At 73.1% G+C, this 12,698-nt stretch carries 12 protein-coding genes and 1 pseudogene; 11 read left to right on the top strand and 2 right to left on the bottom strand.

Features of this window, described 5'->3' with window-relative positions; genetic code table 11:
• Window positions 1–28: 28 nt before the first annotated feature.
• The 3 genes from WMF45_RS11200 to WMF45_RS11190 all read left to right on the top strand — a co-directional run bounded on the left by WMF45_RS11200 (window position 29) and on the right by WMF45_RS11190 (window position 2,810).
• Window positions 29–556: a tetratricopeptide repeat protein gene (locus WMF45_RS11200; RefSeq protein ID WP_437551803.1), complete on the top strand. Its 528-nt coding sequence runs from the start codon at window positions 29–31 to the stop codon at window positions 554–556.
• Window positions 557–606: 50 nt separating this feature from the next.
• Window positions 607–2,004 (top strand): Si-specific NAD(P)(+) transhydrogenase, encoded by a 1,398-nt coding sequence (gene sthA, locus WMF45_RS11195; protein ID WP_437716898.1) that lies wholly within the window; start codon window positions 607–609, stop codon window positions 2,002–2,004.
• 161 nt (window positions 2,005–2,165) lie between these two features.
• Complete coding sequence (locus tag WMF45_RS11190) at window positions 2,166–2,810, top strand: Uma2 family endonuclease (RefSeq protein WP_437716897.1); 645 nt, start codon at window positions 2,166–2,168, stop codon at window positions 2,808–2,810.
• Between the two features lie 56 nt (window positions 2,811–2,866).
• Here the strand turns inward: WMF45_RS11190 and WMF45_RS11185 are convergent, their stop codons facing one another.
• Window positions 2,867–3,661: a hypothetical protein gene (locus WMF45_RS11185; protein WP_437716896.1), complete on the bottom strand. Its 795-nt coding sequence runs from the start codon at window positions 3,659–3,661 to the stop codon at window positions 2,867–2,869.
• On the bottom strand, window positions 3,625–3,933 hold the full coding sequence (locus WMF45_RS11180; protein ID WP_437716895.1) for a hypothetical protein: 309 nt from the start codon (window positions 3,931–3,933) through the stop codon (window positions 3,625–3,627). Before WMF45_RS11180 ends, WMF45_RS11185 begins: the two co-directional genes overlap by 37 nt.
• A gap of 241 nt (window positions 3,934–4,174) precedes the next feature.
• On the opposite strand from WMF45_RS11180, the gene WMF45_RS11175 reads away from it, so the two are divergent.
• The 8 genes and pseudogenes from WMF45_RS11175 to WMF45_RS11140 all read left to right on the top strand — a co-directional run bounded on the left by WMF45_RS11175 (window position 4,175) and on the right by WMF45_RS11140 (window position 12,134).
• Complete coding sequence (locus WMF45_RS11175) at window positions 4,175–4,936, top strand: SDR family NAD(P)-dependent oxidoreductase (RefSeq protein ID WP_437555358.1); 762 nt, start codon at window positions 4,175–4,177, stop codon at window positions 4,934–4,936.
• Window positions 4,933–5,364, top strand: coding sequence for a RidA family protein (locus WMF45_RS11170; RefSeq protein WP_437716894.1), 432 nt, complete (start codon window positions 4,933–4,935; stop codon window positions 5,362–5,364). Before WMF45_RS11175 ends, WMF45_RS11170 begins: the two co-directional genes overlap by 4 nt.
• A complete protein-coding gene (locus WMF45_RS11165) occupies window positions 5,361–5,939 on the top strand; it encodes a MarR family transcriptional regulator (protein ID WP_049876225.1) in 579 nt (192 codons plus the stop codon). The genes WMF45_RS11170 and WMF45_RS11165 overlap by 4 nt, the downstream gene beginning before the upstream one ends.
• Window positions 5,893–6,867: pseudogene (locus tag WMF45_RS11160) on the top strand (enoyl-CoA hydratase family protein); the annotation flags it as partial. The gene WMF45_RS11165 and the pseudogene WMF45_RS11160, both read left to right, overlap by 47 nt.
• Window positions 6,864–8,153, top strand: a complete 1,290-nt coding sequence (locus tag WMF45_RS11155; protein WP_437716893.1) for an acyl-CoA dehydrogenase family protein — start codon at window positions 6,864–6,866, stop codon at window positions 8,151–8,153. The pseudogene WMF45_RS11160 and the gene WMF45_RS11155, both read left to right, overlap by 4 nt.
• Before the next feature lie 2 nt (window positions 8,154–8,155).
• Complete coding sequence (locus WMF45_RS11150) at window positions 8,156–9,655, top strand: NADH:flavin oxidoreductase (protein WP_437716892.1); 1,500 nt, start codon at window positions 8,156–8,158, stop codon at window positions 9,653–9,655.
• Window positions 9,633–11,336 carry a benzoate-CoA ligase family protein gene (locus WMF45_RS11145; RefSeq protein WP_437716891.1) on the top strand — a complete coding sequence of 568 codons (1,704 nt, stop codon included), beginning with the start codon at window positions 9,633–9,635 and terminating at the stop codon, window positions 11,334–11,336. Before WMF45_RS11150 ends, WMF45_RS11145 begins: the two co-directional genes overlap by 23 nt.
• 3 nt (window positions 11,337–11,339) lie before the next feature.
• Window positions 11,340–12,134 (top strand): creatininase family protein, encoded by a 795-nt coding sequence (locus WMF45_RS11140; protein ID WP_437716890.1) that lies wholly within the window; start codon window positions 11,340–11,342, stop codon window positions 12,132–12,134.
• Window positions 12,135–12,698: the final 564 nt, after the last annotated feature.

Raw genomic sequence — 12,698 nt, 5'->3', positions numbered from 1 at the left:
CGCGCCGAATCTGGCTAGACTGCGCGCCATGGTGCTCAGAGCCGTGGTGGACGAATCGATCGACGCCGCCCACTGGGAGGCCGTCGAGGAGGCGGCCGAGCTCCTGCAAGAGGAGCAAGTCCAGGAGGCGCTCGTCGCGCTGCGCGACGTGATCAAGGCCTCCCCGTCGAACCCGTACGCGTACAACCTGCTCGGGCACGCGCTCTACGAGCTCGGCCAGCTCGAGCCGGCGCGCGACGCTTACCGCGCCGCCGTGCGGCTCGCGCCGAGCTTCCTCGGGGCGAGGGTCGCCCTGTCGCACGCGCTCCGTCGCCTCGGCGACACGGACGGCGCGACCGCGCAGGCGAAGGAGGCGCTCCGCCGGTTCCCGAAGGACGGCGAGGCGATGCACGCGATGGGGCTGGCGTACGCGGCCCGCGGCAACCGCGCGCTCGCGCGGAAGCACCTCCAGGGCTTCCTGGACGCGGGCCCGGAGGTCGAGGCCGCGATGGAGGTGCGGCAGATCCTCGAGATGCTCGGCGTCGGGGGCGACGACGAGCCGCTCCAGTTCGAGTAGCCTTCTCCCGGCGCACGCGCGCGCTCGGCGCGCCGGAGGCAAGGAACTCGATGGTGACCACCCCGCACTTCGATCTCATCATCATCGGCACGGGGCCGGGCGGCGAAGGCGCCGCCATGACGGCCGCGAAGCACGGCAAATCGGTCGCGGCGATCGAGCGCTACGCGCGGGTCGGCGGGGGCTGCACCCACTGGGGGACGATCCCCAGCAAGGCGCTGCGCCGCGCGATTTACCACATGAACCTGATCAACCAGAGCCCCATCTACAAGCGGATGGATGTGGTTCCGGAGTACCCGTTCGCCGAGCTCCTCGCGACCGCGAACCGCGTCATCGACGAGCAGGTCGACCTGCGGGAGAGCTTCTACGACCGGAACCGCGTCCAGCTCGTTCCGGGGCAGGCCAGGTTCGTCGATCCGCACACGATCGAGGTGGAGGGCGACGGCGGCCAGCGCCGGCGGTACACGGCCGACAGCTTCGTCATCGCGACCGGCTCGCGCCCGTACCGGCCGGCCGACATCGACTTCAGCCACCCGCGCGTCTTCGACAGCGACACGCTGCTGCGCATGGATCACACCCCCCGGAGCATCACCATCTTCGGGGCGGGCGTCATCGGCTGCGAGTACGCGTCGATGCTGCGCAACATGCAGGTCGCCGTGAACCTCGTGAACACGCGCTCCCATCTCCTGGAGTTCCTCGACGACGAGATCACCGACGCGCTCGGGTACCACTTCTGCGACAAGGGGATCCGCGTCCTGAACGGCGAGGAGCACGAGGCGGTCGAGGCCACGAAGGAGGGCGTCGTGCTCTCCCTGAAGAGCGGGAAGAAGCTCCGGAGCGAGGTCTTCCTCTGGGCCAACGGGAGGTCGGGCAACACGGCCGATCTCGGCCTCGAGAGCGTCGGCATCACGCCGAACAAGCGCGGTCAGCTCGAGGTGAGCGAGACCTTCCAGACGAGCCAGCCGCACATCTACGCGGTCGGCGACGTTGTCGGCTTCCCGGCGCTCGCGAGCGCGAGCTACGACCAGGGCCGGTACGCGGCCAGCCACATCTGCGGCCACGCCGACGACAAGCTGGTCCGGGACATCCCCACGGGCATCTACACGACGCCCGAGATCTCGTCGCTGGGCAAGAGCGAGCGGGAGCTCACGGCGGAGAAGGTGCCGTACGAGGTGGGGAAGTCGACGTTCAAGACGCTCGCGCGCGCGCAGATCACGGGCCAGCAGGTCGGGATGCTGAAGCTGATCTTCCACCGCGAGACGCTCGCGCTGCTCGGCATCCACTGCTTCGGCGAGAACGCCGCGGAGATCATCCACATCGGGCAGGCGATCATGTCGCAACCTGCGCCGCACAACACGATCCGGTACTTCGTGAACACGACGTTCAACTACCCCACCATGGCCGAGGCCTACCGCGTCGCGGCGCTCGACGGGCTGGGGCGCGTGTTCTGAAGGCACGGCTCCCGGGCGCGCCCGGGGCCCGCCCCTGGCAGCGTCCGGCGAGTCCGTGGCGCGCTTCAGGGCCGTCCAGCGGGGCAGCGCGCGCGGGCGCTCGGATCGGCGGTTGCCAGGGCGCGGCCCGGCGGTGATACTCTCCGAAGGAGCACGCTGTCATGGTCGCCGTTGCACCCCTCCTCGCCCCCCCTGCCGGCGCCACCGACGCTGTCGCGGCGGACGGCTCGGAAGACCAGCTCTTCGTCGTTCATGACGTCTCGTGGGAGCAGTACGAGGCCATCCTGGCCGCCCTCGGCGACCGGGCTGGCGTGCGGGTGACGTACTGCGAGGGAGTGCTGGAGCTGATGAGCCCGGGCGGACCGCACGAGGGGCGGAAGACGATCCTGGCCCGCCTCGTCGAGACCTACGCGGAGGAGGCGGATCTGCCGCTCAGCGGGTACGGCAGCATGACCGTCCGCAAGAAGCTCGCGCAGCGGGGGGTCGAGCCGGATGAGTGCTACGTGCTCGGGACGGTCGAGGACGGGGAGATCCCGGAGCTCGCGATCGAGATCATCGAGAAGAGCGGGACAATCAACAAGCTCTCCGTCTATGCGGGTCTCGGCGTGCCCGAGGTCTGGTTCCTGAAGAAGGGAAAGCTCTCCATCCACCTCCTCGGCCCGGACGGCTACGCGGAGGTGGGGCAGAGCCGGCTCCTCCCCGGGCTCGACGTCGCGGGGATGACGGAGTTCATGCTGCGCAAGGGCGACCAGACGACCGTGGTGCGCGCATGGCGCGCGAGGCTCCGGGAGCGGGGCGACAGGTGAGCTCGGTCCGCTGAGCGACGAAGCGCCGTCCACCGAGGCGCTTCGAGGCCAGTTCCTTACCCCCTGCCGCTCGCCCGCGCCGCGCACGCCGCGGCGATCGCCTCAGCCCCCGCCTCCCGCGCCGCGATCTCGCATGCGCGCCACGCTGCGAGCCGCTCCGGCCCCGCGGCGCCCCGCGGCGCCGCCGCGATCCGCGCCTCGACCGAGCGCGCGAAGGCGTCCAGCGCCGCCTCGTCCCCGCGCTCCGACAGGAGCCCGCCCAGCGTGAGCGCCGCGTGCGCGATCTGCCGCTCCGCGCCCGGGTACATCTCCTCCGCGAGCGCCTCGACGAGCGCCGGGAGGTCGCGGCGCGCCGCGGCCTCGCGCGCCCGCACCTCGGGCGCCGCGGCCTCGGCCCCTGCGACGCCGAGGCGCCGCTCCAGGTAGCCGACCACCGAGCGGGCGACGCGCTGGAACGAGGAGAGCCCGTCGGTCGGCGCCTCGAGCACGCCGCCCCCGGCGCGCGCGCCCGCGACGTCGAGGTCGAGCACGATGACGAGATCCTCCCGCTCCCCGATGACCAGGAGGTCGCGCGCCCAGTCGAGCGAGCGCTCCTCCGCGAGCCACGCCGTCGCCCGCGCGACGTCGCCGCGCGGCAGGATGAGCGTGCCGTCCGGGAGCGCCATGCCGTCCGCCGCCGCGTAGAGCGCCGCGAGATCCGGCGGCTCGGCCAGCGCGAGGGACCACGCGCCCGCCCCTGCCGCCGGGGGCCGCGCCTCCACGCCGGCGCATGCGAGCAGCGCGGCGACGCGCGACGCGAGCACGCCCGCCGCGCTCACGGCGCCCGCCGGCAGCTGCAGCGGCAAGCCCATCGCCAGGGCATGCATCTCGATGCCGCGAGGCGGCGCGAACGTGTCGCCGGTGCCATCCGGTTGATGCTCTCGGTCATGTAGATGCTCTTCGGCGCGACGCCGTCACGGGGCGCGGCGAACAGGCGCGCAGCGTAGTGGATCGGATCGACCACGTCGACGATCGACTGCGCGAGCGAGATCGCGGGGTGGAACTGGTTCACCTCGCCCCGGCGAGCCCGGAGCAGCCGTCGAGCCGGATCATGCCGCCCTCGCGGCGCAGGTCGTTCGGCCACGCCCGCTCTGGTCTTCGTCCATGCTCTCCACCCGCTACGTTCCAGACGACGACGCGCAGCGTACGCCGCGCGGCGAGCGCCAGACGAGCGAGGAGAGCGAAGAGAGCGAGGAAAACGAGGCCGATCCGCGCGTTCCGTCGCGACGTGGCCGACTCCGACCTCAGCGAGCGGGCGCTGCAGCGCGCGCCGACCAGGGTGACTTCGGCTTGTGCTTCATATATATATGATTTAGGTGCTCCGGATGTCCCTGGAAGGCAGGATCGCGCTCGTCACGGGTGGGGGTCGCGGCATCGGCCGGGCGATCGCCGAGCGGCTCGCGCAGGGCGGCGCGCGCGTCGCCGTCGCAGGCCGCACGCAGGCCGAGATCGAGGAGACGGCGGCGGCCATCGGGGGCGTCGCCGTCCGGCTCGACGTCGGCGATCGCGAGGGCGCGCCGCCGGCGATCGCCGCGCTCGAAGCCCAGCTCGGGCGCATCGACGTGCTCGTCAACAACGCGGGCGTCGCCGAGAGCGCGCCGTTCGACAGGACCAGCGACGCGCTCTGGGACCGCATGCTCGCGGTCAACGTGACCGGCGCCTTCGCGCTCTGCCGCGCCCTGATCCCGAAGATGATCGCGCGCGGGTTCGGGCGCGTCGTCAACGTCGCCTCGACCGCCGGGCTCGTCGGGTGCGCCTACTCGACCGCGTACTGCGCGTCGAAGCACGCCATGGTCGGAATGACCCGCGCCATCGCGCTGGAGATCGCCCGGACGCCGGTGACCATCAACTGCGTCTGCCCCGGGTGGGTGAACACGAGGATGGCGGACGAGGCGATCTCCCGCATCGCGGAGAAGACCGGGCGGGGCGAGGACGCGGCGCGGCGGTCGCTCGAGTCGATGTCGCCTCAGGGCCGGATGGTCGAGCCCGGCGAGGTCGCGCTCGTCGTGGCGATGCTCTGCAGCGACGAGGCGCGCAGCATCCATGGCCAGGCGATCCCGGTCGACGGGGGGCAGGTGATGCGGTGAACGGCGATCTCGAGATCGTGCAGCCGGCCGGGTGGCCCGCGCCGCGAGGCTACGCCAACGGCGTCGTGACGAGCGGCAGGACGCTGCACATCGCGGGGCAGATCGGGTGGGACCCCGCGTCCGGGCGGTTCCGGAGCGACGATCTGGCCGAGCAGTTCGCCCAGGCGCTCGACAACGTGCTCGCGGTCGTCGCGGCCGCCGGCGGGGAGCCGGGCGACGTCGCGCGCATGACCGTCTACGTGACCGATCTCGAGGCGTACAGGGGCTCGCTCCGCGCGATCGGCGCCGCGTGGCGGGCGCGGTTCGGCAAGCATTTCCCCGCGATGGCCCTCCTCGGCGTCGCGGGGCTCGTCGAGCGGCGCGCGCTCGTGGAGATCGAGGCGGTCGCGGCGCTCGACGCGCGCGGCGGGGGCGAGGGCGGCCCGTGAGGCGCGGGGCGCCGGCGAGGCGGCCGCTCGCCGTGGTCCCCCCGCCGGAGAGCGCGCGGGGCGACCAGGCCGCCGTGCGCGCCTGGGTGCGCATCCTCGCGGTCCACAAGCGCGCGCTCGCGGCCATCCGGGAGGACCTGGAGCACGAGATGACCCTCCCGCGCTTCGACCTCCTGGCGAACCTCGTGCGAAGCGACGGGCAGACGCTCGCGTCGCTCTCCCGCAGCATGCTCGTCACGGCGGGCAACCTCACCGGGCTCGTCGATCGCGCGGCGCGCGACGGCATGGTCGAGCGGCGGGCCGACCCGAGCGACCGCCGCGCGTGGCGGGTGCACCTGACCGCCAAGGGGCAGCGCGCGTTCCGCGACGCCGAGCGGCGGCACGCCGCGCGCGTGGCGAAGGTGTTCTCCGGGCTGAGCCCGGCCGAGCTCTCCACGCTGACGCGGCTGCTCGACAAGCTGCGCACCACGCTCCGCGAGCCGGACATGCCCGTCCCGTCGCGCCCCGGCAGCGCCCGCGCGCACGCCGAGCGGAGCGCGCGGAGCCCCCCGCGGCGCACGCGGACGAAGCCCTGATCGCGCGAGGCTCGCGTCCGGCGCCCGCCGGACCCAGGAGATGCCCATGACCCTCACACCCCGCTCCTTCCATCTCGAGCTCAGCCGCGGCGTCGCTGAGATCACGCTGAGCCGCCCCGACCGCCTGAACGCCCTCACCTTCGAGGTCTACGGCGAGCTCACGGCCACGTTCCGCTCGCTCGAGCGCTCGGCCGCGCGCGCGGTCGTGCTCACCGGCGCGGGGCGCGGCTTCTGCTCGGGCGGCGACGTGGAGGGGATCATCGCCGAGCTGTTCGCGCGCGACGCGCGGGGGCTGCTCGAGTTCACCCGCGCGACCGGCGCGCTGATCCAGAGCATCTGCGAGCTGCGGCGCCCGGTCATCGCCGCCGTCAACGGGGTCGCCGTCGGCGCGGGCGCGGTGATCGCCGCCGCCTGCGACCTGCGCATCGCCGCGGCGAGCGCCCGCTTCGGGTTCATCTTCCCCAAGGTCGGCCTGTCCGGCGCCGACATGGGCGCCTCGTACCTCCTGCCGCGCATCGTCGGCCAGGGGCGCGCCGCCGAGCTGCTCCTCCTCGGCGATCTCATCGGCGCCGACGAGGCGCTCCGCATCGGCCTCGTGAACCGCGTCGTCGCCGACAGCGACGCGCTGGGCGTGGCGCGCGGCTGGGCCGAGCGCCTCGCCCGCGGGCCGGCGTTCGCGCACGCGATCACCAAGCAGATGCTCGAGAGCGAGCGCACGATGCCCCTCGCCGCCGCGATCGAGGCCGAGGCGCAGGCGCAGGCCATCTGCATGGCCCACCCCGACTTCCGCGAGGCCCACGAGGCGACCAGGGCGAAGCGCCCGCCGCGCTTCGAGGGCGCCGACCGGGGCGAAGCGCCCGCCGCGCCCGGCGACGCCGACGCGCCCCCCACCCCGCGGTCCACCGGCCAGGAGACGCCCCGCGTATGAGCGGGCTCGCGCTCTCCTCCGCCGAGCTCCCCGTCTTCTTCGAGGAGCGCCACGCCGCGCTCGCCGCGCGGCTGACGCCCGAGGCGCTCGCGCCGCTCGCGCGGCTCGCCAAGACCCACGACGCCGCCGCCGTCGCGCGCAGCATGGGCGAGCCGCTCGGGCTCTACGCGCACCTCGTCCCCGAGGCGCTCGGCGGGGCGCCGAGCGGCGGCGGCCTTCCCGCGGACGCGACCACCATCGACGTGCGCTCGCTGGTCCTCATCCGCGAGGCGCTCGGCCAGGTCGCCCCGCTCGCCGACGCGATCTTCGCGGTGCAGGGGCTCGGCTCGTACCCGATCGTGCTGGCCGGCAGCGACGCGCAGCGCCGAGCGATCTTGCCCGACGTGCTCTCGGGGCGGCGCATCGGGGCCTTCGCGCTGACCGAGCCCGAGGCGGGCAGCGACGTCGCCTCGCTGAGGACCGAGGCCCGCCGCGAGGGCGACGGGTGGGTCCTCGACGGCGAGAAGGTGCTGATCTCGAACGTGCCGCTCGCGCACCACCTCGTGGTCTTCGCCCGCACGGGCGCGCCGCCGCGCGACGGCGGCGGCGCGGCGGGCGAGCGCGGCGGCGGGCGCGCCGCGATCACGGCGTTCCTCGTCGACAGCGGCGCGCAGGGCGTCGCCTCCGAGCCGCTCCCGATGTCGGTCCCGCACCCGATCGGCCGGCTCCGCTTCGAGGGCTGCCGCGTGCCGGACAGCGCGCGGCTCGGCGAGGTGGGCGGCGGCTTCAAGCTCGCGATGCAGACGCTCGACGCCTTCCGGATCTCGGTCGGCGCGGCGGCGAACGGGATGGCGGCGCGCGCGCTCCGCGAGGCGATCGCGCACGTCACGCGGCGGAGGCAGTTCGGGGCGCCCCTGTCCGAGCAGCAGATGGTGCGTGCCTACCTCGCCGAGATGGCGACCGAGCTCGACGCGGCCCGCCTGCTCGTCGCGCGCGCGGCCCACAAGCGCGATACGGCGCCGGAGAGGACGGCCGGCGCGGCGGCGCGCGTCTCGACCGAAGCGGCCATGGCGAAGATGTTCGCCACCGAGGCGGCGCAGCGGATCATCGATCGCGCGGTCCAGCTCCACGGCGGCATGGGGGTCATCGAGGGGACCGAGGTCGAGCGGCTGTACCGCGAGATCCGGCCGCTGCGCATCTACGAGGGGACGACGGAGATCCAGAAGCTCATCATCGCGAAGGGCATCCTCGAGCGCGCCGCCGCGGAGCCCCCGGCCGACGAGCGCGCTCCTGACGGGGCGCGGTAGCCATGTGGAGGCCGCCGGAGAGGATCCGCCACGCGCTGCCCCGCGAGGAGCCTCTGACCGCGGGTGAGGCGGCGCGCGCGCGCCTCTTCTCGCCGCTCCGCCTCGCCTCGGGCCTCGAGCTCGCCGAACGCACGTGGGTGCCCGCGATGGTCCCGTGGCGCGCGACCGAGGAGGGCGTCGTCACCCAGGACGTGCTCGACTGGTACGGCCGCTTCGCCGAAGGCCAGCCCGGCGCCCTCGTGGTCGAGGCGACCGGGATCCGCGACGTGCCGAGCGGCCCGCTGCTCCGCGTCGGGCACGATCGGTTCGTCCCGGGGCTCCGGGAGCTCGTCCGGACGGTCCGCGCGCGGAGCGCCGGCAGGACGCGCGTGTTCCTGCAGCTCATCGACTTCCTCCGCATCCGCAGGCGCCCGGCGAAGGACAGGTTCCTGCGGGAGTTCCTCGAGATCACCGGCGCGCACCGGCGCGCCCTGTCCGAGGCGCTCGGGGAGCCGCCGCTCCGGGACGCGCCGGAGCTCGATGTGCGCGAGCGGCTCGTCGCGCTCGACGACGCGCGGCTCGAGGCCGTGCTCGCGCCCCGCGAGCTCGAGGCGCTGCGCTTCGGCGAGCGCGAGCGCGTCACCGACGTCGCGCTCCCTCACATCCGCGATCTGCCGCGGACGCTGCCGGGCCTCTTCGCCGAGGCCGCCGTGAGGGCGCGCGAGGCGGGCTTCGACGGCGTCGAGCTCCACTACGCGCACGCCTACACCATGGCCTCGTTCCTGTCCGCGCTGAACACCCGCCCGGACGGCTACGGCGGCGATCGCGAGCGCCGCGCGCGCCTCCCGCTCGAGGTCTACGCGGCGGTGCGCGCCGCCGTCTCCGCTCGCTTCACGGTGGGCTGCCGCTTCCTCTGCGACGACATCATCGCGGGGGGCAGCCGGGTCGACGACGCCGCGTTCTTCGCGCTCGCGTTCGCGCGCGCCGGCATGGACTTCCTCTCGCTGTCGACCGGCGGCAAGTTCGAGGACGCGAAGCAGCCCAAGGTCGGCGAGGCCGCGTACCCCTACACCGGCCCGAGCGGTTACGAGTGCATGCCGACCGCGCTCTCGGACGCGGCGGGGCCGTTCGGGCGGCAGGTGCCGAAGCAGGCGCAGATCCGGCGCGCCCTGCGCAAGGCCGGCCTCGGCACGCCGGTCGTCGTGGCGGGGGGGATCTGCACGTTCGCCCAGGCCGAGGCGATCCTCGTGCGCGGCGAGGCCGATCTCATCGGGGCGGCACGGCAGACGCTCGCGGATCCCGACTGGTTCCTGAAGGTGCGGCTCGGGCGCAGCGGGGAGGTCCGACGTTGCATCTATTCCAATTACTGCGAGGCGCTCGATCAGCGCCACCGACCCGTGACGTGCCAGCTCTGGGATCGCGAGGGGCTCGACGAGCCGGGGGTCGCGACCACGGAGGGCGGAAAGCGGCGGCTCACGGCGCCGCGATGGAGGCGTGACGATGACCGCACCGACGTTCCCTGACGAGCTCAACCTCGCCGACTACTTCCTGTTCGATCGGCTGCGCGAGGGGCTCGGCGACAAGGTCGCGCTGCTCTTCGGCGATCAGCGGCACACCTACGCCGACGTCGCCGAGAAGGTGCGGATGCTCCGAGCGCACCTCGCCGTCGAGGGCGTCGCGCTCGAGCAGCGGGTGCTCATCGTCCTGCACGACTCGCCCGCGTTCGTCTGGGCCTTCTTCGCGGCGCTGAGCCACGGCGCGGTCGTGGCGATGGGCAACCCCGAGGCGCCCGCGCCCGACCTCGCGCACCTCGTCGAGTACACGCGGGCCGCCGCGATCGTCACGATCCCGCGCGTGGCCGAGGCGCTCGCGCTTCAAGGCGCGCTCGCGGCCACGGACGTCCGCACCGTCGTGCTGGTGCCCGAGGTCCCGACCGGCGGCGATCTCGAGGCCGATCTCCCGGTCTCGCCGGCCCTCGCGGCGCTGCGGGGCACCTCGCTCCGCGGCGCCCTCGCGCAGGGGCGCGCGGCGCTCGCGGCGAAGCGCGCCCCGGAAGGCCCCCGCCCCACCCGGCGCGACGACATCGCCATCTGGCTCTTCACGTCCGGCTCCACCGGCAGGAGCAAGGCGGCCATGCACACGCACCGCGACTTCGCCTTCAACACCGAGCGCTACGCCAAGGCGACCGTGGGCTACCGCGAGGACGACATCACCGTCTCGGTGCCGCGCCTCTTCTTCGGCTACGCCACGGGCACCAACCTGATGTTCCCCTTCGCCGTCGGCGCGACGTCGGGCCTCTTCGTCGAGCGGCCGACGCCGGAGTCGCTCGCGCGGTACATCGAGCTTTATCGCCCGACGGTGGTCACCAACGTCCCGACGATGATGGGCAAGCTGCTCGATGACGACGACGCCCGCGCGGCGCGCGGCGCGCCGCGCCTCGACCTCTCCAGCGTCCGCTTCCACCTGTCCGCGGGCGAGGCGCTGCCGCCGGCGCTCCTCGAGCGCTTCCGCGCGCGGTTCCACGCCGACGTCTATGACGGCATCGGTTCCGCGGAGATGTTCCACATCTACTGCACGAACCGCCCCGGCGACGTGCGCCCCGGGTCGCTCGGCCGCGTCGTGGAGGGGTACACGATCAAGATCCTCTCCTCGGACGCGCCTGGAGCGGGCGCGCCCGAGCTCCCGCCCGGCGAGACCGGCGTCATGTGGGTGAAGGGCGACTCGGTCGCGCTCGGCTACTTCCAGGATCGCGAGAAGAGCTGGGGCACCTTCCATGGCCACTGGTGCCGCACCGGAGATCTCTTCCGCATGGATGCCGAGGGCTACCTCTGGTTCAGCGGGCGCGCCGACGAGCTGCTCAAGGTGGGCGGCGTCTGGGTCGCGCCGGTCGAGGTGGAGGAGTGCCTGACCGAGCACCCGGCCGTCAGCCTCGCCGCCGTGATCGGCGCAGAGGAGGCGGGCCTCGTGAAGCCGAAGGCGTTCATCGTGGTCCGCGACGACGCGCGCGGCCGCGTCGCCACCGACGAGGGGAGGGCCGAGCTCGCCCAGGAGCTCAAGGCCTTCGTGAAGGACCGGCTGAGCAAGCACAAGTACCCGCGCTGGGTCGCCTTCGTCGATGACGTCCCCAGGAACGATCGCGGCAAGGTCGATCGCAAGGCGCTCCGGCAGCGCGAGGTCGCCGGCGAGAACCCGGCGGGCCTGTAGCCCATGCAGGCCGCGCCGCGCCTCGCGGAGCTCACGACGGAGGAGCTCGCCGCGCTCCTGGCAGGCGGCGCGCCGTGCGTCGCGCTCGTGCCGGTCGGGTCGGTCGAGCCGCACGGCCCGCACCTGCCGCTCGGTACGGACACGTTCATCGGCGAGGCCGCGGCCGAGCAGGCCGGCCGCCGGCTCTGGGCGCGCGGCGTCGCTGCGCTCCTCGCCCCGCCCGTAGGGTATGGCGTGACCGACTTCGCGGCGGGCTTCGCCGGCGCGATCTCGATCCCGGCGCCCGCGCTCACCGCCTTTCTGCGCGCCGTCGCCGAGGCCTACCTGTCGGCCGGCCTGTCGCATGTCTGCTTCATCAACAACCACCTCGAGCCGGAGCACGACCGCGCCGTGCGCGCCGCCACCAGCGACCTGCCCCTCGGCCGCGCCTCGGTCGCGTGTCCGCTCGCGCGCCGCTGGGCACGGACGCTCTCCGCGGAGTTCCGGAGCGGCGCCTGCCATGCGGGCCGTTACGAGACCTCGCTCGTCCTCGCCGCGGCCTCTGCGCTCGTCCGTAAAGACATCGCCCAGGCGCTGCCGGACGTCGGTCTGAGCCTGTCCGAGGGCATCAAGGCAGGAGCGAAGAGCTTCCGCGCGCTGGGCATGGACGCCGCCTACACCGGATCTCCGCGCGAAGCGTCCGAGGACGAAGGCCGCGCGTTGCTCGATCTGCTCGCGACGATGATTGTCACCGAGGTCGAAGAAGGCCTCTCCAGCGCTTCCAGCCACGAGCCCCCGCCAGGAAAAAGCAGCAGGTAGGCCAACGAGCGTTCAGGTAGACAAACGCAGGCATTTCTGCTCCAGCGCCACCCCCCGCACGCTCGACTGAACGGCAGAATCCGCCATCGACTCACGCGCCCCGGCAAGCTGCTCAGGCTGCTCAGGCTGCTCAGGCTGCTCAGGCTGATGGGGCTGCTCATGTCGCGCGGCACGCGCAGAAGGTGAGCAAGACGTGAGCAAGACGTGAGCTAAACGCGAGCTGCATCACAAATGCGCCTCACGGCGCTCGACAATCACCAAGGACTCGATCAATAATGATTAGTTTTGCTCTGACATCACAATCAACATCAACAGATTTTTGACAACAAACCTCGCTTCCCAATTGACGTATTCAATTAGAAGCCGTAAAACGGTATCGTTTTCCTCGCGCGCTGTTTGACGCCAGAACGATCCGACGGCTGACCTGATGAAGGTGATGCTTTACGGCGCGCAGGCAGATGGTGGGGTTTTGGCGGGGGCGCTCTCTGGCGTTCCTGCGCGACGGCATCACACGCAGCCTCGCGGGCGGAGCTGGCCCGGCGATGCGGATCGGAGAGCATCATG

It is taken from the genome of Sorangium sp. So ce448 (genome assembly GCF_051520915.1).
Classification (GTDB): domain Bacteria; phylum Myxococcota_A; class Polyangia; order Polyangiales; family Polyangiaceae; genus Sorangium; species Sorangium cellulosum_B.
This window is presented reverse-complemented; position numbering and strand designations above follow the sequence as displayed.

Bases quoted from the DNA above. Each gene is read 5' to 3' on its own strand.
- WMF45_RS11185 (WP_437716896.1), bottom strand. From the start codon at position 3,661: ATGGGCTTGCCGCTGCAGCTGCCGGCGGGCGCCGTGAGCGCGGCGGGC.
- WMF45_RS11175 (WP_437555358.1), top strand. From the start codon at position 4,175: ATGTCCCTGGAAGGCAGGATCGCGCTCGTCACGGGTGGGGGTCGCGGC.
- WMF45_RS11140 (WP_437716890.1), top strand. From the start codon at position 11,340: ATGCAGGCCGCGCCGCGCCTCGCGGAGCTCACGACGGAGGAGCTCGCC.
- WMF45_RS11150 (WP_437716892.1), top strand. From the start codon at position 8,156: ATGTGGAGGCCGCCGGAGAGGATCCGCCACGCGCTGCCCCGCGAGGAG.
- sthA (WP_437716898.1), top strand. From the start codon at position 607: ATGGTGACCACCCCGCACTTCGATCTCATCATCATCGGCACGGGGCCG.
- WMF45_RS11190 (WP_437716897.1), top strand. From the start codon at position 2,166: ATGGTCGCCGTTGCACCCCTCCTCGCCCCCCCTGCCGGCGCCACCGAC.
- WMF45_RS11200 (WP_437551803.1), top strand. From the start codon at position 29: ATGGTGCTCAGAGCCGTGGTGGACGAATCGATCGACGCCGCCCACTGG.
- WMF45_RS11145 (WP_437716891.1), top strand. From the start codon at position 9,633: ATGACCGCACCGACGTTCCCTGACGAGCTCAACCTCGCCGACTACTTC.
- WMF45_RS11155 (WP_437716893.1), top strand. From the start codon at position 6,864: ATGAGCGGGCTCGCGCTCTCCTCCGCCGAGCTCCCCGTCTTCTTCGAG.